The sequence below is a fragment of the Trichococcus palustris genome (genome assembly GCF_900114465.1).
Taxonomy (GTDB): Bacteria; Bacillota; Bacilli; order Lactobacillales; family Aerococcaceae; genus Trichococcus; species Trichococcus palustris.
Map to the genome: position 1 here is coordinate 1 of NZ_FOTD01000023.1, position 21603 is coordinate 21603.

Below are 21603 nucleotides of genomic sequence, written 5' to 3' on the forward strand. Positions count from 1 at the left end.
ACCCGTTCGCCACTATTCTCTCGATCGGAAGCAAGCTTCCAAAAGAAAGAACCGTTCGACTTGCATGTATTAGGCACGCCGCCAGCGTTCGTCCTGAGCCAGGATCAAACTCTCATGTAAATGTGGACTCTTGTACAGAAATCCTACATGTAAAATTTAAAAGCTCATTTGTTACGTTACTGACTTTATGTTTGCGATACTGCGTATCGCCTTCGTTTGCTTTGATAAAATCAAAGCTCCCTGCACATTTGGTTCGTTCATTCTTTGTTCAGTTTTCAAAGGTCAATCGACTCATCACGCGTTACGTGACAACCTCGTAATATTACCACGGCTTCAACTTTCCGTCAAGCACTTTCTGAAATTGTTTTTCAGGAAGCTTTTCGCTATCAGCAAACCGAAGCGGCAACTTTTATATACTATCATTCTCACGATTGCATGTCAACAACTTTTTTAAATTGTTTTTTCTGATGCTCTCGGAGACAACTTAAATATAGTACCATCGCTTCAAAACAATGTCAATGATATTTTTATGATTAGTGCCGTTTTCACAGTCTGCCTGAACAATCTCCCGAAAAAAATACCAGTTTTTTTATATGGTATAGGATCCTCCCGAGCTTTTTCTCTATAACGCTGAATAAAAATACTAAGAAAAATGCTTGTATTTAAGCATCACATATTCCAAATATGATTGATTTACAATATACTAATTATTAACGGTTTGTCTTCAGTCAAACGAATCTATATCGGACATTGATAGATATTCAGGCATACCTTATCCGAATCCGGCTCATCTTAAGCGACTGAAATACAGTTATTTTATAGTACCAGACATAGGTAAGGGAGAAAACAAGATGAAAGAACGTACCTTTCTTATTGGTGCAACGGTAATTGGATTGCTATTATCTTCATTACTTGCACCGACATTAGCTGCTAAAATAAAGACAGTAACTGACCATTTGGCAGTTACGACAGATTTTGATGAACAAACAATTCTTTACACTGACTTAGTTGCTGATGATGCAGTCAATTATGGTGTCTATGATGCTGCTTCCGACGGCCAATACTTGGCTAGTTTAGACACGTATCGATATCATATTATCTATGTTACTGCAGAAAAAAATGGAATGGTTGAATTCAATACAGGACAAAAAACACTTGGGTGGGTATCTATTTATGGATTAAAGAACCATAAGTCAATTATTTTGGATGTCCCAGACCTTAGCCAAATGCCGCTTTTGCCCTCCGGCTGCGAAGTGGTGGCCGTTGCAATGATGATGAGCTATGCTGGTTTTGACGTATCACCCGTAACGCTAGCCAACGAAATTCCTTTTGAACAGCATAATCCAGATGCCGGGTATATCGGAAATCCATTTTTAACTACGGGTTGGGCATATCCAGCGGCTTTTGAGAATGTCTTAAATAAATATCTGCACTCATATAACAATTTGACCACAGCTACCTATCAAGACATTGAAAGTCAAATCAGGAATGGCAAACCCGTCGTTGCATGGTTGTCCCCCTTGCATGGTTTTGGTAACGATGGTACAGGTTTGCATGCCGTAACCGTAACAGGATATGATGAGGAAAATATGTATTTCAATGATCCTTGGACTGGAACCAAAAATGAAAAAATGAGTAAAGCAGAATTCTCTCTCTTGTTGAGCAACCAAAACGGTAGAGCTTTGACATACTAAGAAACGCTTCGCTGCTTGACTGCCAACAAAAAAATAATTGATTCAAAAAAAATAGAACGAACACCTCACTGCTGAGGTATTCATTCTATTTTTTGGTTTTTTTTGCTGATTTTTTGTACGTCAACTTCTTTGCCAAAGAGCTGGCGAGAGAACAAGCTTATACGACATAATATTCTTGTTGTTTGAAATCATATTGCAAAGATCCGCTCTCTTTCTTTTCCTGATCACTGACCAGATGGCCGTTCTTCATTTCAAGAATGCGAAAACGGAAGCGTTCGATGATGCTTTGGTCGTGTGTTGCCATAATGACAGTCGTCCCTTTGCGGTTGATGCGATAAAACAGGCGGAATATCTCCATCGATGTACGTGGGTCCAAGTTCCCCGTCGGCTCATCCGCAAGGATCAACTGGGGAGAATGCACTATGGCACGGGCAATTGCGACACGCTGCTTTTGCCCTCCGGATAATTCCTCGGGAAATTGAGCACCCTTATCGGATAGCTCCACGGTGGCCAAAGCCTGATTGACCATCCTGGCGATTTCCTCCTCTTTAAATTCCCCCGTGACCTCCAATGCATAGGCTACATTCTCAAATACGGTTTTTCCGGGCAGCAATTTATAATCTTGAAAGATAATACCGATTTCACGTCTCAGTTTATGGATATCCCTATCCTTCATTTTTCCGACCTTGTATCCACATACAGTAACACTCCCTTTTGTCGGAATGATATCCCGATAAAGGAGTTTGATCAGGCTTGATTTGCCGGAACCACTCGCACCCACTAAATAAACAAATTCGCCCGGCTCGATCGCCACAGAGACAGCTTGTAAACTTTTTATCCCTCTTGCATATTCTTTTGTCACGTTATCCAGCTCGACTATGCCCATTTCCTTCCCTCTGCTCCCCTGAATGCTATTCCTTTATTTTTTTGTAAAACTCTTTCTGCTTCCTATCGTTTAAAGCCATTGATCATACCCATCATCTCATCCGTGCTCTGCGCCGCCTTCATATTCATTGAATAGGCACGTTGCGCCACTATCATATCCGTAAACGAGCTGACCAGATTGACATTGGATGACTCCAGAAAATGTTGCTGGATCGCTCCCAGTGGATAGGTGCCCTCTGCTGAGGAATAGATTGCAACACCACCAGCTATGCTATATTTATTCTCTCCTTGCGGGATAAGCGCACCGGTGTCAGCCGGATAAAAAATCGGAATAGTGCCTGCCAAAATTGATCCTTCGCCGTTTTTCACCAGCACATTCCCTTCCTCCGTGATGGTGATATCCCCTTCGGACCAATTTTGCATAGCTAAGCTGTTTTGGTTAATTTCCAAGACATCGCCGCTGTCGTTGGTGATTGTTTTATCTGCATTGACATGGAATGCACCATCGCGTGTGTAGTACTGTTCCCCTTCGGCAGACGTCACCCTAAAAAAGCCGTCTCCCGTTATCGCCAAGTGGAAGTCTTCTTGATCTTCCACTAGACTGCCTTGGGTAACGTTCGTGCTCGTTACAGCACTTTTCGTGCCTGTGCTTACACTGACTTCTTTAAGCCCATCCGCAAGCAAAAGCTTATCGTTCGCTGCCTTTGTATTGGTTAAAAGATCACTGAAACTGACATTTTTTGACTTGTACCCCGTTGTATTAGTGTTTGCAATATCGTTCGATAAAGCATCCATTGACCGTTGAAAAGCTTTTATGCCACTTTTGGAAATGTTCATTGACAGGCTCATATCGGTTACCCCTAACCTTTCTATACTTTGCCGATTTCGTTTACGGCTTTGCTTAATGTTTCATCCGCAGTCTGCAGGACTTTTTGATTCGCTTCAAACTCCCGTGCGATTTGCATCATGTTCACCATTTCATCCGCAGTATCGGCATTGGAACCTTCCAGATAGCCCTGATAAACAGAACTGCCATCATCGACAGTTCTCCCGCTTTGAACGGCATAGAGTGTGTCCCCCTTCAATTGAAGACTTTTCGGATCAGTAACATCCGACAACAAGAAGCGAACGCCTGTCCCACTCACATTTCCCGCCTGGTCAACAGTGAATTGCGAAGTCCCCGCCGGAATGGTAGTTGTCTGCCCGCTATTGTTTACACCTAAAACAAGATACCCATCCTGGGTTACCAGTTCACCCGTTTCATTTACAGTAAAATTCCCATTGCGTGTCACATATTGTTGACCATCCGGTGCCTGAACGGTGAAAAAGGCATCGCCCATCAAGGCCATATCCGTTCCTGAACTTGTTTCCCGTAAGGAACCTTGGGTCAAATTGCTGTAGGCTTCATCAATCTGATCTCCGAAATTCAAACTGCCGACAGCATTTTTTTGATTGGCTTCCGGACCGTCCAAATAATTGCTGAAATCGAATGATTCCGTGGTGCTTTGAACAAATCGTTGGCTTTTATAGCCGCTTGTATTGACATTGGCAATATTGGCGCTCATATTTTCCTGCTTCTTTTGTAATACATTAAAATGATGGCTCAGTGTGTCGATACTCCTAATCAAAAGTTATTCCTCCCGATGCATTCTTTTAATTTTAATATCGTCTTGCCGTGAATCTGTGAAACACGCGGTACAGAGATATCAAAAATATAGGCGATTTCTTTTAAAGGCAGCTTTTCTACATAATATAACTGCAAAATCGTTTGTTCTCTCTCATTCAGCTGAGCAATGGCTTGTGTCAAAAATTGCAGCTGCTCTTTCTCCAATAACGCCTCTTCTGCAGTCAGCATTTTAGTATCTTCCAAAATATCGATTAATTCTACGCCTGTCCCATCTTCGCTAAAAATGACTTTTTCCAATGACTGTGTCGACAGGTAGGATGCCGTATCGTAGATCTGGCCGAGCTGTCTAGGCGTTATCTGAAGTTCTGAGCATATCTCATCTTCTGTAGGTGTCCTTTTTAATCCTGCCTCCAATTTTTCAACGGCAAGATGATAGTTCTTCAACTTGGTCATGCCAGTGCGTGATACAGGAGCATTTTTTCTGACTTCATCGATAATGGAGCCTTTTATACGAACATAGGCATAGCTCTCAAAAGAGGCTAGTTTGGTTTCATCATATTTCCCTAGGGCATCCATCAATCCGATCACACCAATGCTGACCAAATCACTGCGTTCGTATTCAGGACTTTTGATGTTGATATGCCCAACAACTTTTTCAACCAACGGCAAATACTTTAATATAGCTTGTTCTCTGTCATCTGCATTTTGCATAACCCACCCCCACATCAGTATAATTTTTATTATCGTGAACCTTGGGAAGCTGAATAGTGCCGCTATTTTTAAGAGCTCCCTTTTTTATTCTTACCCCTCAATACTGTCAACCATGCCAGCTGATTCGATGCTGATTTCATTCGGCACTTCATTCAGTGACAGCACCGCAATTTCCGGAAAATTATAGGTTAATAGATTTTTTAAGGCCGGTCTGTTTTTTGGCGAGACCAAGAGGACATGAGGGATGCCTTGCGCATCCAACGGGCTGTGTATTTTTTTGATATTGTCGAAAAGCCGGGTCACAATATCCCCTTGCAAAATCGGGATGGAGCCAGCCGAAGATTTTTGAATGTTTCTGGTCAGCAATTCCTCCGTATTTGGATGGACCGTAACAACATGCAAGACTTGCTCGTCATCCAAATGCGCTTTTACAATTGTCCGTTTCAGTGCTTGGCGTACATACTCCGTCAACAACTCCGCATCTTTCACTGTTGTCCCATAATCGGCCAAGGTCTCCAGGATGGTCACCAGATCCGTGATTGGGATTTGTTCCTTCAATAGGTTTTGCAGGACTTTTTGCACTTCCCCTAAGCGCAGTATGTCTGGAATCAGTTCATCGATAACCACGTTATGCGTTTCTTTCAGGCCTTCCAACAGTTGTTTCACTTCTTGTCTGCCAAGAAGCTCATAGCTATGTTTGTAAATGCTCTCCTTCAAATGGGTGACGAGCACCGTCAATGGATCCACAACCGTATACCCGCGCAGATCCGCCATTTCTCGGTCGCTCTCATGAATCCACATTGCATCCAGGCCGAAGGTTGGTTCTTTTGTAGGGATTCCGTCAAAGACAAAGTCAGTCTCTCCGGGCGCAACGATCATATGTTTATCCAAATAAATCTCGCCCTGCGCATGCACATTCCCTTTAATCTTGATGACATATTGATTCATTTGCAGCTGCAGATTATCGCGGATGCGAATCGGACTCAACAGAATGCCCATTTCCTGCGCACACTGTTTGCGGATCACTTGTACTTGGTTCATCAAATTATGCTCTTTTGAATCATCGGCAATGGCGATTAACCCGTAACCAATTTCAATCGCAATGGCATCCACTTGAAATGTAGTGAGGGTGTCTTCTCGCGTTTTATTCCGTTGGGTGCGTTCCTGAGCCAGCGCCTCTTGCTCCGCAGAGATCCGGGCGACTTTTTCACTTTCCTCATTTTGCTGCAGCAAGTAGCCGGATCCTCCCAGAACGGCTGCCAACAATAGAAAAGGAAGGATAGGGAATCCTGGGATAACCGCAAAAACGCACAAGATTCCGGCTACCATGTACAAAATTTTGGGGGATCCGAACAATTCCGGTACGAGGGTGCTCCCGAAGCTTTTGGCATTTCCGGAACGCGTAACCAAAACACCTGAACCGATTGAAATCAATAAGGCGGGAATCTGGCTGACTAAGCCGTCCCCGATGGTCAATTTACCAAATTGGTTTAAAGCCTCCAAAACGGGCATCCCCTCCCCGATACTATGGATAAGGGTTCCGCCGATCAGGTTTACGAGGGTAATGACGATGCTTGCTGTCGCATCCCCTTTGACGAATTTGCTGGCGCCATCCATTGCTCCGAAGAACTGTGTCTCCCTTTCCAAGTCATTCCTGCGCTTTTTGGCCTGTTCTTCGTTGATCAAACCGGAATTCAAATCGGAGTCGATCGACATTTGCTTGCCGGGCATGGCATCCAAGGTAAAGCGCGCCGAAACTTCCGATACCCGGCTGGATCCGCTGGTTACTACAATCATTTGAATAACGAAAATGATGATGAAGATGACTGCCCCGACAATCATATTGTTACCGGCTACTAGGTTGGCGAAGGTGTCGATGACACGCCCTGCTTCACCAACCGTTAAAATTAAGCGGGTAGATGAAATGTTCAAGCCCAGGCGATACATCGTCGTGATGAGCAACAAAGTCGGAAAACTGGAGAATTCCAGTACATTTTTTGTAAAGAGCGTCAACAGTAAAATCGTAATGGATAATGCAATATTAATGATCAGCATCAAATCCAGTAAAAATGCCGGCAAGGGAATAATGATCATCGCCAAAATGAATACGACAAACACCGATACACCAATATCCATGAAGGCCGCGTTGTTTCTCTTGTTCTTTGTTGCTTGTGCAGCCATTGTATATCTCCTTTATTTTAAAAATCCGGGAAAAGCTAAATTTTATTTTTCTTTATTTCGTTCATTTGGTAAATAATGGCAATCATTTCGGCAATGGCTTCATACAGTTCCATTGGAATCGGCTGTCCGGCTTCGACCGTTTGATACATGGCCCTGGCTACTGGTTTATTTTCCATCGTTGGCACATCGAACGCTTTGGCCCGTTCCTTGATTATTTCGGCCATGTAATCCGCGCCTTTCGCCACTACAATGGGCACTTGATGCTTCTTTTTATCATAGGCGATCGCTATCGCTAAATGCGTAGGGTTGGTGATGACAACCGTGGCTGTTTCCACATCCTTCAGCATTTGTCTGGTCATTTGGCGATACTTTTGCTTTCTTTGGGATTTTACTTGCTGATCCCCTTCCATCTGCTTGAATTCCTCTTTGATTTCTTGTTTGGTCATGCTTAAGTTCTTTTTGTAATCATACTTCTGGAAGATATAATCGGCGATGCCCAGCACAAACAACATCATGGCAAGATTGGTGCTGATTTCTTGCACCAATTCCACGACGATAAAGAAGAGTTTCTCCGTCCCCACGCTGCCGGCGTTGATGACATAATAAGCGGATTTTTCAAACGAACGATATGCGACATAGCCAATCAGGCACAGCTTAACCAAATTTTTGACCAAATTAAACAAAGCCTTCTTGCTGAAGATATTTTTCATCCCGCTGATTGGATCCAATCGACTGAACTTGAACTTGAGCGGCTCTGCCGAAATAAAGAAGCCTGTCTGGATAATATTTGAAATGAATGCAACGACAAAGGCGATGCCGAGGAAAGGCCCTGCCAGCCTAAAGACGTAAATAATAGCTTGCAGCCCTATCGTGTTGAGATTATTTTCCAATCCGGTCACATCGAAAGGTGTCGCGAGCGCTTTACTCAAAAATGCACACCCATACTGCAAAATAAATGTCGACAATGCCACAGCCAAGAGAACAAAGGCCGCAAAGGAAATAGCCGAGTTGAATTCCTGGCTCTTGGCTAACTCACCTTTTTTCCGCGCATCCCTTAACTTCTTGGGTGTGGGTTTCTCTGTTTTCCCGTCCTTTTCCGACATTTCCCTCACCTCACCCTGCAGCTAATGCTTGCACAAATTCATTCATATATTTCACGATAAGCGGCAATATTCCCTCTAGATTATTGGCTAATTTCGGCAACAGCACCAACATCAGTCCCAAACTGACCAAAATTTTTAGGGGCATGCTCAAAATCAAGACGTTAATTTGGGGCACTGTCCGTGAAAGGACGCCTAAAACGATTTCCGTCAGGAGCGCCGCAATCATAATCGGAGCTGCCAGATTAAGGGCAATCTCGAACACCATCGAAAACAACTTGAGGATGCCTTCTACGCCAAACGTCCCTACCGACAAACGCTCAATCGGAAAATAAACAAATGACTGGACCAACGCTTTCAGGACTTGATGGTGCATATCCGTGAAGAAGAAAATGCACATCGAAAGCCAATAATACACTCTCCCAAAATAGGAAGCCTGCACGCCAATAGCCGGATCAAAAACGGATGCCATTGAAAAACCCACCTGGAAATCAGCAAAGCTCCCAGCCATTTCGACGGCTGAAAAAAATAATTGACTGATATAACCAATTGCCATTCCGACAACGAGTTCCTTTATCCCCAACAGGATAAAATAAAAAATGGGAAATTCTACATTCATGGCGGGTGTGATGATATAAACCGGTATACTCAGCCCCAATGAAAGTGCAATTTTAGCAAGATTTGGCATACCCTTGAAAGAAAATCCTGGGCTGATAATGATAAAGGAACTGATCCTGATAAAAATTAAAAAGATTTTTGGCAAAGTTAGAGACATCATTTTTCCACCTAAAGTGTTGCGATTAATTCAAATATTTTTTCTGTATACGTGATCATGGCATTCAGCATGAAGTTCCCACAGACAATCAATGTCACAATTACCGCTAATATTTTTGGGACAAAACTTAACGTTTGTTCTTGTAGCTGTGTGGCTGCTTGAATAATGCTGATGATCAAACCTACGATTAAAGCGACTGCCAATACCGGGCCAGCCACTGTTAAGATTGTCATGAATGCTTCTCTTAGAACATCCAATACCTGTACAATTTCCATTTTACACCTCTATTGAAATCCTCTGACCAACGATTCGACTATCAGATACCACCCATCCACGAGGATAAACAGCAATAACTTAAACGGCAAGGATATCATCGCCGGCGATAGCATAAACATACCCATCGACATCAGAATACTTGCCACGACCATATCGATGACCAAGAACGGAACAAAAATCAGGAAACCGATTGTAAATGCTGTCCTCAATTCACTGATGACAAACGCTGGAACAAGGGTAATCAAACTGACATCTTCCTTTGCAGCAGGCGCCGTCGCTTCCTGCAAATCCAAAAACAGCTGAAGATCCTTATCCCTTGTCTGCTTAAGCATAAATCCCTTAATGGGATCTTCCGCAATAGAGAAAGCCTCCTCCATGCTGATGGAATCGTTCATTAGAGGTTCAATCGCTTGATTGTATACTTGGGAATAGATAGGCTGCATAATAAAAAAGGTCAAAAAACAAGCCAGCCCGATAAGCACCGAGTTGGGCGGATTTTGCTGTGTCCCTAATGAACTGCGTAAAAATGAAAATACAATGATGATTCGGGTGAAACTGGTCGTTAAAATCAAGAATGCGGGAACCAGGCTTATCAGCCCCAAGAGGACATATAGTTGAACGACATCAGATGTGCTGCCATAATTTTTTTGCACAACATCCCCTATTCCGACCGCATAAACCGTCGTCGGAAAGCAAAGCAAGAAACCAAAACTGCATAGAGATGCAATAATTTTTTTATACACTCCGGTTCCTCTTTTCTTTGCGAAACCGGACAGGGGGACGGCATTCTTCCCTGTCCATCTCGCTCCCAAGACCAGAGTCCCTCACCAGTGATTGCATACCTGTTTTCCTCTCTGTTTGAACGTCCTCCTGTGCCAATTCTTTCAATATCTCATTCCTTGTATCCGTACAGCTCATCAAATAATATTTACCTGACACTTCGACGATGCACAACGAAGATGTCCTATTTAACGGCATCCGCTCGATCACATTGATGAATTTACCCTTTTTCGTCATGAAACCGTTCAGAAACTTCAGCAGGTAATTGGCAGCTGCAATAATCATAATCAGCACCACTATGCTTTTTACGCCATAAATCAATTCATTTTCCACTTCCTTGTGTACATCCCTTCTAATCCGCTTACTGCATCACGATATTTGTCACGTAAACATCGCTCACTACTTCTGCTCCCAACTTTTGGTTGACTTGTGCAATAATTTCATTTTTGATCACTAAGGTGCCTTCTGCCTCCTCAAAGATGTTATCCGACGTCTTATTGCGCAGGACGCCAATGATAGCATCCCTCACCTGTGCAGAATTTTTCGTAAGCACCCCTTGGTTGTCCTGGCTAAATGTCAATAAGGACAATTCAATTTTCAAATAGCTTTTTTTCCCGTCTGCGCCAGACTTTAAATTGATCAAGAATTCATCTTGAGGTACCGTGATATTTTGTTCTTTCTTTTTGCCGATGCTCGAAACGATTTCAGCGGCATTGCCGCTTGTGAATAACGAACCCGCAACGCCTCCGCCAACCATTAAAACAACCAGACCGACCGCCATCAGCAACACTTTAGGAAAATTTAACTTCTTTGTTTGTTTTTCCTCACTCATCTATTCCCCTCCTGATACTGACATACCTTTACGACTTCATATACGGAAAGAGGATGGGACAAATGTGCCGGACACTTCAACCATTCCAGGCTTAGCGCGCAGCCGAGCTCCAAAAAGCTTTTTTATTTCATCCTCGCCCTAAAAATCGGCCAATCCTATCGTTTCAACGACAACAATTCTTGAAGCATCTCATCGGATGTCGTAATACTTCTTGAATTGGCCTGATAAGCTCTGCTTGCTACAATCATTTCCGTAAATTCATTGGCTAAATCGACGTTGGACATTTCCAGGAAGCCTGAACGGATATTGCCAAATCCATCATCCGATGGGGTACCGATTTCTGGCTCTCCTGAGTTGACTGATTTTGCATACAGATTACCGCCGCTCTTTGCTAACCCAGCAGCATTCGAGAATTTGCTTAGGGCGACTTGCCCCAATACATAAGATTTCCCGTCTCCATAAGTTCCAACAATCAATCCACCGTTGTCGACCGTATAACTCTCTAGGTCATAGTCCTTGCCATCGACGGTAATGGCTCGGCTGATTTCCAATTTTTGCAAGCCTGTTTCCGGATCATATTTCAATGTATCAGGATCAAAGTCAGCGGTGTATTCTGTATTTCCCGTCGGTTTTGTTCCCAAAACATAATACCCTGAGCTAGTGACTAGAGCATTGTCTGAGTTTAAATAAAAACCGCCATCTCTTGTATACGATTTATTGGTATCATCGCCATCTTCACTAACGGTAAAAAATGAACTATCGCCATTTTCAATCCCAAAGTCCAATTCTCTGCCTGTCGATTGCAGGGATCCGCTCGTCATGATTGTATCGATGGAGCCCAATTTCACGCCCAGACCGGCCTGTTTTACATTTTCATTTTCTTGTCCATTTGCCAAGGATTGGTTGATCATATCCTCAAAGCGTACGCGCCCTGTTTTAAAACCCGTTGTATTCACGTTAGCAATATTGTTGGAAATGACATCCATTTTTGTTTGTAGATTCTTCATTCCTGAAACGCCTGAATATAATGACTTTAACATTTGACTTCCTCCAATTAGCTTTCTTCTGCTCCATATCAATCATTCAATGGATGAACGGCTTTCCTTCGGTCCGGCCGGTAGTTATTCTTTTTTAAATTTGGTGCTGTCTCTGTTCGTGACGGCATCCCATTGATTCTGGCTCAGTTGCTTCACTGTCTCTTTGATTACAGTGCAAGGTCCGGTCCATGAGCGTGTTAGCTTTTTCTGAAGGCACTTGCGTCCGGTAGTTAGAAATGCCATCTATTTCCAAACCTATTTTCTTATTCCCCGACTGCTTGAATGTTGCTTAAATAATACTCTTTCCCATCCATAAAAATCGTTGCATAGCCGTTTGAAAAACTCACTTTTTCCACCACTCCCGAAACTATTTTATTGTCATCGGTCACCGTTACTTCTTTGCCGATCATGGCCAATGCCTGTTGTTGTTGGGTCATCATCATGGTTGTGTTCAATGACTCCGTTAAGCTTTGCAGCTGGTCCATGGTGCTGAATTGGATCATTTGCGACATGTAGTCCGTTGAACCGTTCCCGCCTTCTTCCGAAGACATGGAGGGATTTTTCAAGGATGCCGAAAGGATCTTCAAAAAATCATCCATCGACATATCCGAGTTGCTGGTGCCTTTCTTGCTTACGATTTGATCTACCGATCCGATTGTAAAATTTGACGAAATTTCCATACGTCACAACCTCTCTTCTCTATGCTAAAATGCTGATTCCATTTGCCGAAACAGCATTATCCCCCTCTGCTTCAGCAGGGGCGTCTCTCTTATTGGTTTGTCTTTTCAGATGTTGCGGATGGGCTTCTTTTTTGGATTGTCCGAATCCGTCAAAGAACGAAAAATCCATTTGGTTATCCGATGCCAAACTGACCTGCACATTGGCTAATGTAAGTTGTTGTTGCCGCAAAGATTCGGTAATCTGCAGGACCTGGTTATTGATGAGCTCTTTTGTTTCCGTGCTATGGACAACAAACGTTGCATCCAACCCATTATCCACCACCTTGATTTGAATCTCGATTTCGCCTAAATGCTCGGGGCTCAATCGTACTCTCACCACTGCCGTTTCCCCGTTTTGAAGTTGGGGCATTTGCACCTGCATCATTTCACGGATGGACTGGACAATTTCAGTCTGGTTGGCGGTTTTGATTCCCTCAGGAATTGCCAGGGATTCCCCTATCGCTTGCGGCATCATCAGCGGCTGTCCCCAGCCGTTGCTCTGCAAAGCGGGCTGTACAGCGGTTTTATCGTCCCCACTCGTAGGTTCCATTTCGGCATTTGCCTTATCGGCTTTTAAAAGGGCTCTTCCGAAGGCTTCTTCCACTGTCTGCACAGGTTCTGTTTCTATTGGACCGGGATCACTGTTGGCTATAGCTGCAGCTTTAGCCTGTGTTTCTTCGCTTTCTGTGCAAGGCGAAGGTATTGTCTCGGCATCAACTTGATTTGTTTGCTGATCGGTTACTGCGGTTGCTTGAATAGCGCGATTTTCGGCATCGGTGGTCGTCTCCGCATATATCCCCTTTGTCTTCAGTCCGGAAGCAATGCTTGCAACGTCCATCGCTCCCCACCCCTGGTCTACTTCGACTTGTCCCTCATTCGCTGATGGATTCTTCTCAATCGTAGCTTGCACCAACTCGGTCTGATTGACATCCACCATTTGCGGCTCTGCTGCCAGGGCGGATTGTCTTTCCGGATTTGTTGTAGCTTGTACCTCCATGGGTGCTTGCCATGTTTGGATGTCGACGTTCCCGCTTTCCGCCGTTTGCAGGGCGAGGCCGGCCGCAGGCGCATTTTCATTTCGGTAAAGCAAAAAAGGGCTGGTGAACGCATATGCTGGGTAGGTCTCTTCCTCCCCTTCCTTCGAATTTTCCGACTGCTTTCCATCTATTGGCTGCTTCTGCTCAGTTGTTGTGTTTGTCTGCGTTTGCTTTTTGGCATCCATATGCTGCGCCAACGCTTGGTTGAATCCATCTGTCCCTTGCGGTGTCTTCTTCCCGGCTGCTTGTTGGATCTGCAATTGGGCAACGGATGCTAGAGTGGTTTTCATTTTTTGTCCCCCATTCAAGTGGACTGCGTTAATTTCAGTAAAAAACTCGTTTATAGTTCAAGGTGGCAATCTCATCCAGCTGTCTTTGTTCAGCCATTTTTTCGCTGTCGATCACTGCCATATATTCTTTTTCCTTCAGTTTTTCCATCGCTTTCCGATCCTGGTGGGCCTGAAGCAGTTCATTTTGGGCCTTTTCCAAATCGAAATTGGCTTTATCGATCAAATTTTTTTGTGCGATGATTTTTTCGTCGATGACCGTCTTCAAATAGTGGCTATATCTCAAGCTGTTGATTTCGGTCACTTTCATGTGGTCATGTTTCACTTTGGTGTTCTCGTTGATGAGATGCTGCAACTTTGTTTGCTGTTGCTGCATCATTCTCTGTGCCTGCAGGACTGCTTTCTTGGCGTCAGATTCTTTTTCCATACGCCAATCCAGGATTTTTTCCATCGAAAATTGATACTTGGACAATTCTTCCACCTCCGCTTTCAGCTGTCTCTAACTTCCTTGCCCTCTATTGAAACAAGCGATGCAACGACTGCACTGTTTCGGAAAAAGGTTGATGATCCTCGACCCGCTGCTTCAAGAAATTATTGATAGGCGGATGCAGCTGAATGGCACGGTCAATTTTGGGGTTGCTGCCTTTACGATAGGCCCCTACATCAATCAAGTCTTTTGACTCTGTATAAATGGCCATGTTCTCTTTTAAATTGCCTGCCGCCTGATAGTGTTTTTCGTCCACGATATCTTTCATCAGCCGGCTAATGCTGTTTTGGATATCGATTGCCGGATAATGATTTCCAGCGGCAATCTTTCGCGATAACAAGATGTGCCCATCTAAAATACCGCGCACGGAATCGGCGATCGGCTCATTCATGTCATCCCCCTCAACCAAGACGGTATAGAAGGCCGTAATCGAACCTATGTCGGACATCCCGCTTCGTTCCAACAGTTTCGGCAATGTCGTAAACACAGACGGCGTATACCCTTTGGTTGTCGGTGGTTCTCCCATAGCCAGGCCAATTTCCCGTTGTGCCATGGCAACCCGGGTTACCGAGTCCATCATCAGCACCACTTTTTTCCCTTGGTCACGGAAATATTCCGCAATGGCGGTTGCCACATAAGAGCCTTTCAAACGCACTAAGGGTGGAGAATCGGATGTGGCACAGACAACAACCGACTTCCGATACCCCTCTTCCCCTAGATCTTTTTCGATAAATTCACGCACTTCTCTGCCGCGCTCGCCGATCAGTCCAATGACGATGACATCCGCTTCACAATACCGGGCAATCATCCCCAACAGCGTGCTCTTTCCCACACCACTTCCGGCAAAGATGCCGACCCTTTGGCCTTCGCCGATAGTCAGCGTGCCATCGATCGCCTTAACGCCGGTATGGATGACACTTTCAATTTTATTGCGTTTAAAGGGATCCGGGGCGCTTCTGTTTACATTATAAAGATTGCCTTGAATCTGGAAATTCTCATCCAACGGCCTTCCCAAGCCATCCACTGTCGTTCCCAACAGCCGATCGCTGACTTCCACTTGCAAGGTTTTCCCGGTCGGGATTACCAGGCACCCCGGTCCAATGCCTTCCAGTTCATCCAGCGGCATCAGCAAGACCATGGAATCCACGAAACCCACGACCTCGCTCAAAACCTTTTTGCCGGATGATTTAATCTGAATTTCGCAGACTTCCCCCACGAAGGCTTCCAGTCCATCAACTTTTATGATCAGACCGGTGACCTGGCTGACTTTCCCCATCTTCATATGGTAGGTTTTCTTATTCAATTGCTCATGGTAACGGTCGAAAGGGAGATTAAACATGTACCGTTTCCTCCATATTTTGCAGATCGGCTACCATCGCATCCAATTGTTTACGGATTTGCAGATCGATGATGGCATGCGAACTTTCGATGATACAACCATTTTTTTCAAGCATCTTATCGCTGAGCACCGCAAAACGAAGGCCATCACTCGCTGCCTCCAATGCGTGAACTTGCTTTTTGATGACCTCTGCTTGCTCCGGGCGAACCGTTATCGTGATGAAATGCTCTTCTCGATCCAATCGATGCAAAAGCGGGGTAACCAACAGCATGACTTTTTCATCAGAACCATCGATTTTCTCATGGATGATCCGTTCGGCCATCTGTGCAGCCAAGCTGATGACATTTTGCTTGTGTTCCTGGAAGTAATCGGCAACGATTGCGTTTGCTTCCTCCAATAATGCCAACGCACTCGCTTTGATGGATTTCGCTTGCTGAAGGGCTTCTTGCATTCCTTGTTCATATCCCTGTTGGAAACCTTCCTTTTGGCCCGCTTCTTTCCCTGATGAAAACCCGGTTGCTTTTGCCGTTTCTCTCATTTCGTCGGATTCCTTGATAGCTTGCGCAATGATTTCTTGTCTTTCTACTTGCGCTTCTTTCAAAAGCTGTTTGATTTCAGCCGTTTGTTTCGAAATAGCCTCTGTTTCATCGCTTCCATCGGACAATTGAGTCACACACTGTTCGATTGTAAAACGAGTATCGATGACCGAGCAACCATCCATCGCAACAAACTGGCTTGATTTAATAATTTTATGAGACAACGGCGTCCTGCTCCCCTCTTCTCAAATAAATCTCACCCTTTTCATCCAAGTTGCGGATGACTGCCACAATTTTTTGTTGCGCTTCTTCAACGGCGGATAAGCGTGCCGGTCCCATGAATTCCATTTCTTCCTGCAACGACTCCTCGGCGCGGGCGGATAAGTTTTGGAAGATAGCTTGTTTGATATCCTCTGAGACACCTTTCAGAGCCAGCGCCAGATCCGCATTATTCACATCACGCAATACTTTTTGAACATCGGATTTTTCAAGGGTAACGATATCTTCAAACGTGAACAGACTCGATTTGATTTCATTAGCCAAATCTGGTTGGTTCTTCTCCAAAACGGTGATGATATTCTTTTCAGTGCTGCGCCCAACGGAGTTCAGTATCTCAACCAAGGTATGGACACCGCCCACCGTTTCAGCTTCGTTGTCCACCAGATTGGAGAATTTATTTTCGATTACTTTCTCAATCTTCTCAATGACAGCCGGCGTCGTACTGGTTATCGTTCCGATCCGTTCGGCGATTTCCGATTGCATTTCCAATGGGAATTGTGATAGGATCAACGCCGCTTTATCCGGTTGCATGTAGCATAATATCAAAGCCACTGTTTGCGGCTGTTCATTCAACAGCAGATTCGTCAGCTGTTGCGGATCGGCTTTTCTCGCAATATCAAAGGGCCGTTCCCTCAATTGGATTTGATTCATCGTATCAATGACTTCTTTTGCCCGTTGCGCGCCCAGCGCTTTGTTCAAAAGATTCCTTGCATAGTTGATGCCGCCATCGATGATATATTCCCTGGCTTGCGACATCTCCAGGAATTCTTCCATGATCGCATCCCGTTCTTCAGGCTTCACATAATCGATATTAGCTATTTCATAACTTATCTTCTGGATAACATTTTCCGGTAAGAGGCGCATGATTTCAGCCGATGTTTCTGTCCCCAAAGCGATAAGCAGGATTGCCGCTTTCTTTAATCCAGCCATTTCACTCACATTTTCACCTACTTATCTTTCATCCATATTTTTATCAAGTCTGCCACCATTTCTGGATTTTCTTTCGCATACGTTCTGAACCGGTCTTCTTTTCCGTTCACCTGAATTTCAACCGATGTTGGGATAGTCTCCGTCTTTTTCGCCGGAGGAATATGTATTTGCGGTTCTGGCTGAGCCACGGTGAATGGTTCCTGGTAACCCTTGAACGCATCTTCTTGGTAATCGTCTTTTTTCGTCTTACGGAGCAGAATGATCAACACCATCAGCAAGATTGAGATCCCTAACCCGCCGGCAAAGTAGACACCATATTTTTGGACATATGCGGTCAAATTCGCTTCCGCACTGACTGTCTCAGGCGCAATTTTTTCCGTTTGCTTGACAAATGCGATACCTTCGACTGCCACCTGGTCATCGCGATTTGCATCATACCCGATGGTGGTTTTTGTCGCATTTTCCAGTTGCAATGCTTGGCTTGCATCTAAGTTTCCGTTGTAAATGACAGTTGCCGTTAAACGTTTTAAAGACCCTGGCGCGTTGGCTATCTTGGTGGTAACGGTGTCCAACTCATTGTTTGTGGTTTGATCGTAGGTAGACGATGTCCCATCTTCTCCACTCGTAGCAGCTGCACTAGCCGTATTGGCATTGGCGCTTGCGCCTGTCTGGGCTTGTGCGTCACCGGTTTTGGAAGTGCTTTGGCTGCGGATGGCAGCCTCGCCGTAATCAACGATCTCTTTCTCCACCGAATCAAAATCCAAATCTACGTTAAGGGAGATGGAAAGATTCTCCGCACCGTAGATGGGTGACAGCGTATCCATCAATTTTTTTTCCAGTTCATCCTCGTAGTTGTTCTTTATTTTTTGGTAGCGACTTACCAAATCAGTCGCATCGGCATTTTGCCCATCCTGCAATACGCCGCTCAAGTCATTGCCGTTTGTATCCACAATCTTGATATTTGTTTTGGGCAAATTGTCGACTGCCCCAGAAATCAATGAGGCAATCCCTTGAATCGCCGATGCCGGAAGCTCTTGCCCCGTCTTGGTCGCAATCATGACCGAAGCGCTGCCTTCTTGTCCTTTTTTATCCGTCGCAAAAACATTTTCTTCTGGAATGGAAAGGATCACATTTGCCGATTCTACTGAATCCAGCGCAGAAATAGTCCGTTCCAATTCGCCAGTTACTGCCCGTTGATACATAATTTTGCGATCTTCATCCGTCGCCATCATGCTTGTTTTGTCAAAAATTTCAAATCCGGTAGCCGTTTTCGGCAACAAACCATCCACAGCCAATTGAATCCGATATTTATCTACCTGTTCAGCATCGATTAAGATGGTCGACCCATTATCTTCAAGTTTATAGGCAATCCCTTGTGAATCCAGATCATTTACAATCGTCCCCGCATCAGCATCTTCTAAGTTGGAAAACAATGTTGTATATTCCACTCTTTGGGCATAGTAGGTTAGAGAGGAAGCAATGGCCACAATACTCGTTAGGATAGTTATCAAACCTATTTTCTTTGATTTACTGAGTCCTTTCCATCCTTCCTTCACACCATTACCAATGTCTTTGAATTGATTCATTGTATTTGTCTAGCTCCCCCGATATGCACTAAAACTGCATATTTTTAATCTCATTGAATGCTTCCAGACTTTTATTTCTGATTTGTACCGCTAATTCAAGTGATAACTGCGCTTCCGTCGATTGAATCATCACATCATGCAAATTTCCGCTGTCTCCCATGATCAAACCTTGCACCGCTTCGTTGGAAGCCACCTGTTTATTGTTTAATGCTTCTATCGCGGTTCCCAGCACATTCTCAAAGCCCCCCGTTGTTGTACCGGCTTTTTCCGTTCCGGAAATATTTTCGCTTATTTTACTTAATTCACTTAATGATGCAGCATTAGTGCCGAATAGATTAGTATATAATGCATTTATATTCACATTCAATCTCCTTTATGATGAGGCAACGATTTATTTTGCAGCTATCTGCAATGCTTGTTTCAGCATATTTTTGCTTGCTTCCAGAGCCGTCGCATTGGCTTCATACGTGCGCAAGGTCGTCATCATGTCGACCATCTCATCCGCCATATTTACGTTCGGCAACGTCACATACCCATTTTCATCCGCATCCGGACTTTCCGGATTATACTCCCGAACAAGGTTAGAGTCGTCTTCTTCCATCCCTGTAGCTTTGACCCCAAAACTTTTCTGTGTGTTTCCGGTCGAAAGTGCCGACTGCGAGTGCTTCACATTCTCTTCGAAGGTGACCGTTTTCTTTATATAAGGTCCGCCACCTTCCGTGCGGGTTGTATTCACATTCGCGATATTGGTTGAAATGGTGTCCAACTTCAGTCTTTCTAAACTGAGACCGCTCGTATTTATAGCGATCGAATCAAAGATTGACAAAAAATCCCTCCTAATTGCTGTTTAAGTTGTATTAACCGGAAATGACCGTGCTCAATGCGCTATATTTTGCGTTCAACTGTGTAATCAACGCGTTATAATATAGGCTATTTTGTGCCTGATCAGCCATTTCCGTATCGATGTCGACATTGTTGCCATTTTCTTTTACGATAGTGTTTGTCCGTTTCGATACAACCGGCTCCACTTCTGTAAGCGCGGAATAGCCCATGTGCAAATCGTCTGTCGCCGTCATGGCCACACCGTGCTGGGCCTGCCCCAGCAGACTCTCAAACACGACCTGATTGACTTTATAATTCGCTGTATTCACATTTGCGATATTGCTGGAAATCGCCTCTTGCCTTAACGAAGAAGCATCCAAAGCATTTTTTAATAATTCATAATTTAAATTGCTCATATTCCAATTCCTTCACATTATTTATTGACATCTATTCAAGAAATTAAAAAAACAACACATTTTTTAGTATATCTTAATAGTAATGATGTAACAACAAAAAAAATAGCCTTGTGACAGCAATTATTCCCCGTTTTTTCAGCGTTATTTTACCGATGCGATCATTAGTTTTAGTGTCATCCTTTTTTTTGATTGGTTAATTTCATTATAATAAAAGCGTTTCCGCTGTTTATATTTTTAAATTTCGCGAAAAAAACGAGGCTGGGACAAAAGTCCTAGCCTCGTTCGCATTTCCTAACAATTAATCGTAAACGTGTTCCAAAAAGCAGACCTGGAGTCACTTCACGAATAATGCTCAGACGGTCTGCGACCATCCTCCGCTTATTCGCTCCAGTGATTCGGGTCTAAACGCTTTTTGTCTCACTCTTTTTTTTATTTCTATAAATATAATTCCATTTGTCAGATTTGAATCCAAGCCTCCCGTAAATCCTCTATCATTGCACGATATTTCCGGATCAGCATGGCATCTTTTGAAACATTGGCCTGAATCATTCCTGAAAGAATATAATTGTATAATTCATCCAGATTTTGAGCGACATCTCCGCCTTCGGCATGGTTCAGCGTGTTTTTTAATTCTTGAACAATATTTTGCGCTTTTATAAGATTCGCATTAACTTCCTCAAATTTCTTCTCGGCTAATGCAAATTCGGCCAATTTTAATTTTTTGATGCAGCCATCGTACAACAGTACAATTAATTGCTTCGGCGAAGCCATCAATATTTGATTTTCTTGGTAGATATTTTTAATATTCCGATTGTACATTCTGCTTCTTCCTTTACCTAATTGATAACTGCCCAGTTTTTATTGCCTCGTTTCCGGGAATGTTCAGATGCCTCTATCCAAAAAAATAGGCGGTTTCCTCATCATCACATAACTATCGATGATTTTGTTCTTCAGATTCAATTGTTTCGCTTGTTGAAGCACATCTGCTTTTTCATGGCGCAATACGTAGACAACGCATTTTTGCTGTTTGATGATGCTGAGCAGTGTTCCATTTTCAGCACTGCTCAAGGCAGGCATCGCCCCTTGTGCATTCAGCGCTTGAAATTGGTCGATATATTTTTTATTCTCTGCGATGACACGCATCCCGTTTTCGGCGGTGCCGTCCCAGGATGCAAACAGCCTTTGCATGTCCAACAGCACTTGCGAGCGTTGTTCTTCCAAACCTAATGTTTGCATAGACCTTTCCTCTCCCCAAACGTATGCTTAT

25 protein-coding genes and 1 rRNA gene are annotated in these 21603 nt (G+C 44.0%); 1 reads left to right on the forward strand and 25 read right to left on the reverse strand.

The window, feature by feature from the left end; all coding sequences use genetic code 11:
- A 16S ribosomal RNA gene (locus BM101_RS11975) occupies window positions 1–120 on the reverse strand; the annotation flags it as partial.
- A gap of 731 nt (window positions 121–851) precedes the next feature.
- Here BM101_RS11975 and BM101_RS11980 point away from each other — a divergent pair.
- The gene (locus tag BM101_RS11980) at window positions 852–1694 is read left to right on the forward strand and encodes a C39 family peptidase (protein ID WP_087034243.1); all 843 of its coding nucleotides are present in this window, start codon (window positions 852–854) and stop codon (window positions 1692–1694) included.
- A gap of 157 nt (window positions 1695–1851) precedes the next feature.
- Here BM101_RS11980 and ftsE read toward each other — a convergent pair whose 3' ends face one another.
- From ftsE to BM101_RS12100, 24 genes are all read right to left on the reverse strand, one after another.
- The gene (gene ftsE / locus BM101_RS11985; RefSeq protein WP_087034244.1) at window positions 1852–2580 is read right to left on the reverse strand and encodes a cell division ATP-binding protein FtsE; all 729 of its coding nucleotides are present in this window, start codon (window positions 2578–2580) and stop codon (window positions 1852–1854) included.
- A gap of 62 nt (window positions 2581–2642) precedes the next feature.
- A complete protein-coding gene (locus tag BM101_RS11990) occupies window positions 2643–3428 on the reverse strand; it encodes a flagellar hook-basal body protein (protein WP_087034245.1) in 786 nt (261 codons plus the stop codon).
- Window positions 3429–3448: 20 nt separating this feature from the next.
- Window positions 3449–4207 carry a flagellar hook-basal body protein gene (locus BM101_RS11995; protein ID WP_087034246.1) on the reverse strand — a complete coding sequence of 253 codons (759 nt, stop codon included), beginning with the start codon at window positions 4205–4207 and terminating at the stop codon, window positions 3449–3451.
- Window positions 4204–4917 (reverse strand): sigma-70 family RNA polymerase sigma factor, encoded by a 714-nt coding sequence (locus BM101_RS12000; protein WP_087034247.1) that lies wholly within the window; start codon window positions 4915–4917, stop codon window positions 4204–4206. The genes BM101_RS11995 and BM101_RS12000 overlap by 4 nt, the downstream gene beginning before the upstream one ends.
- Window positions 4918–5007: 90 nt before the next feature.
- Window positions 5008–7098, reverse strand: a complete 2091-nt coding sequence (gene flhA / locus BM101_RS12005) for a flagellar biosynthesis protein FlhA (protein WP_087034248.1) — start codon at window positions 7096–7098, stop codon at window positions 5008–5010.
- Between the two features lie 35 nt (window positions 7099–7133).
- A complete protein-coding gene (gene flhB / locus BM101_RS12010) occupies window positions 7134–8201 on the reverse strand; it encodes a flagellar biosynthesis protein FlhB (RefSeq protein WP_087034249.1) in 1068 nt (355 codons plus the stop codon).
- A gap of 10 nt (window positions 8202–8211) precedes the next feature.
- On the reverse strand, window positions 8212–8976 hold the full coding sequence (gene fliR / locus BM101_RS12015) for a flagellar biosynthetic protein FliR (protein ID WP_322787175.1): 765 nt from the start codon (window positions 8974–8976) through the stop codon (window positions 8212–8214).
- 8 nt (window positions 8977–8984) lie between these two features.
- Window positions 8985–9248, reverse strand: coding sequence for a flagellar biosynthesis protein FliQ (fliQ, locus tag BM101_RS12020; protein WP_087034251.1), 264 nt, complete (start codon window positions 9246–9248; stop codon window positions 8985–8987).
- Window positions 9249–9257: 9 nt separating this feature from the next.
- Entirely contained in the window at window positions 9258–9992 is a 735-nt protein-coding gene (gene fliP, locus BM101_RS12025; protein WP_087034252.1) for a flagellar type III secretion system pore protein FliP, read from the reverse strand.
- The gene (locus BM101_RS12030) at window positions 9985–10362 is read right to left on the reverse strand and encodes a flagellar biosynthetic protein FliO (protein ID WP_087034253.1); all 378 of its coding nucleotides are present in this window, start codon (window positions 10360–10362) and stop codon (window positions 9985–9987) included. The genes fliP and BM101_RS12030 overlap by 8 nt, the downstream gene beginning before the upstream one ends.
- 28 nt (window positions 10363–10390) lie before the next feature.
- Complete coding sequence (locus BM101_RS12035; protein ID WP_087034254.1) at window positions 10391–10861, reverse strand: flagellar basal body-associated FliL family protein; 471 nt, start codon at window positions 10859–10861, stop codon at window positions 10391–10393.
- A 155-nt stretch (window positions 10862–11016) separates the two neighbouring features.
- Window positions 11017–11901 carry a flagellar hook-basal body complex protein gene (locus tag BM101_RS12040; RefSeq protein ID WP_087034255.1) on the reverse strand — a complete coding sequence of 295 codons (885 nt, stop codon included), beginning with the start codon at window positions 11899–11901 and terminating at the stop codon, window positions 11017–11019.
- A gap of 260 nt (window positions 11902–12161) precedes the next feature.
- Entirely contained in the window at window positions 12162–12578 is a 417-nt protein-coding gene (locus BM101_RS12045; RefSeq protein WP_087034256.1) for a flagellar hook capping FlgD N-terminal domain-containing protein, read from the reverse strand.
- 19 nt (window positions 12579–12597) lie between these two features.
- Complete coding sequence (locus tag BM101_RS12050; protein ID WP_087034257.1) at window positions 12598–13944, reverse strand: flagellar hook-length control protein FliK; 1347 nt, start codon at window positions 13942–13944, stop codon at window positions 12598–12600.
- A gap of 34 nt (window positions 13945–13978) precedes the next feature.
- The gene (gene fliJ, locus BM101_RS12055; protein WP_245825863.1) at window positions 13979–14413 is read right to left on the reverse strand and encodes a flagellar export protein FliJ; all 435 of its coding nucleotides are present in this window, start codon (window positions 14411–14413) and stop codon (window positions 13979–13981) included.
- A 43-nt stretch (window positions 14414–14456) separates the two neighbouring features.
- The gene (gene fliI / locus BM101_RS12060) at window positions 14457–15767 is read right to left on the reverse strand and encodes a flagellar protein export ATPase FliI (RefSeq protein WP_087034258.1); all 1311 of its coding nucleotides are present in this window, start codon (window positions 15765–15767) and stop codon (window positions 14457–14459) included.
- Entirely contained in the window at window positions 15760–16527 is a 768-nt protein-coding gene (locus BM101_RS12065; protein WP_087034259.1) for a FliH/SctL family protein, read from the reverse strand. Before BM101_RS12065 ends, fliI begins: the two co-directional genes overlap by 8 nt.
- Window positions 16517–17512: a flagellar motor switch protein FliG gene (gene fliG / locus BM101_RS12070; RefSeq protein ID WP_409373502.1), complete on the reverse strand. Its 996-nt coding sequence runs from the start codon at window positions 17510–17512 to the stop codon at window positions 16517–16519. Before fliG ends, BM101_RS12065 begins: the two co-directional genes overlap by 11 nt.
- A 17-nt stretch (window positions 17513–17529) precedes the next feature.
- Window positions 17530–19098, reverse strand: a complete 1569-nt coding sequence (fliF, locus tag BM101_RS12075; protein ID WP_087034261.1) for a flagellar basal-body MS-ring/collar protein FliF — start codon at window positions 19096–19098, stop codon at window positions 17530–17532.
- Window positions 19099–19126: 28 nt separating this feature from the next.
- The gene (fliE, locus tag BM101_RS12080) at window positions 19127–19459 is read right to left on the reverse strand and encodes a flagellar hook-basal body complex protein FliE (RefSeq protein ID WP_245825865.1); all 333 of its coding nucleotides are present in this window, start codon (window positions 19457–19459) and stop codon (window positions 19127–19129) included.
- Between the two features lie 30 nt (window positions 19460–19489).
- Window positions 19490–19924 carry a flagellar basal body rod protein FlgC gene (flgC, locus tag BM101_RS12085; protein WP_087034262.1) on the reverse strand — a complete coding sequence of 145 codons (435 nt, stop codon included), beginning with the start codon at window positions 19922–19924 and terminating at the stop codon, window positions 19490–19492.
- A 31-nt stretch (window positions 19925–19955) separates the two neighbouring features.
- On the reverse strand, window positions 19956–20336 hold the full coding sequence (gene flgB / locus BM101_RS12090) for a flagellar basal body rod protein FlgB (protein WP_087034263.1): 381 nt from the start codon (window positions 20334–20336) through the stop codon (window positions 19956–19958).
- Between the two features lie 456 nt (window positions 20337–20792).
- Window positions 20793–21155: a flagellar export chaperone FliS gene (gene fliS, locus BM101_RS12095; RefSeq protein ID WP_087034264.1), complete on the reverse strand. Its 363-nt coding sequence runs from the start codon at window positions 21153–21155 to the stop codon at window positions 20793–20795.
- Between the two features lie 63 nt (window positions 21156–21218).
- The gene (locus tag BM101_RS12100) at window positions 21219–21572 is read right to left on the reverse strand and encodes a hypothetical protein (protein ID WP_087034265.1); all 354 of its coding nucleotides are present in this window, start codon (window positions 21570–21572) and stop codon (window positions 21219–21221) included.
- Window positions 21573–21603: the final 31 nt, after the last annotated feature.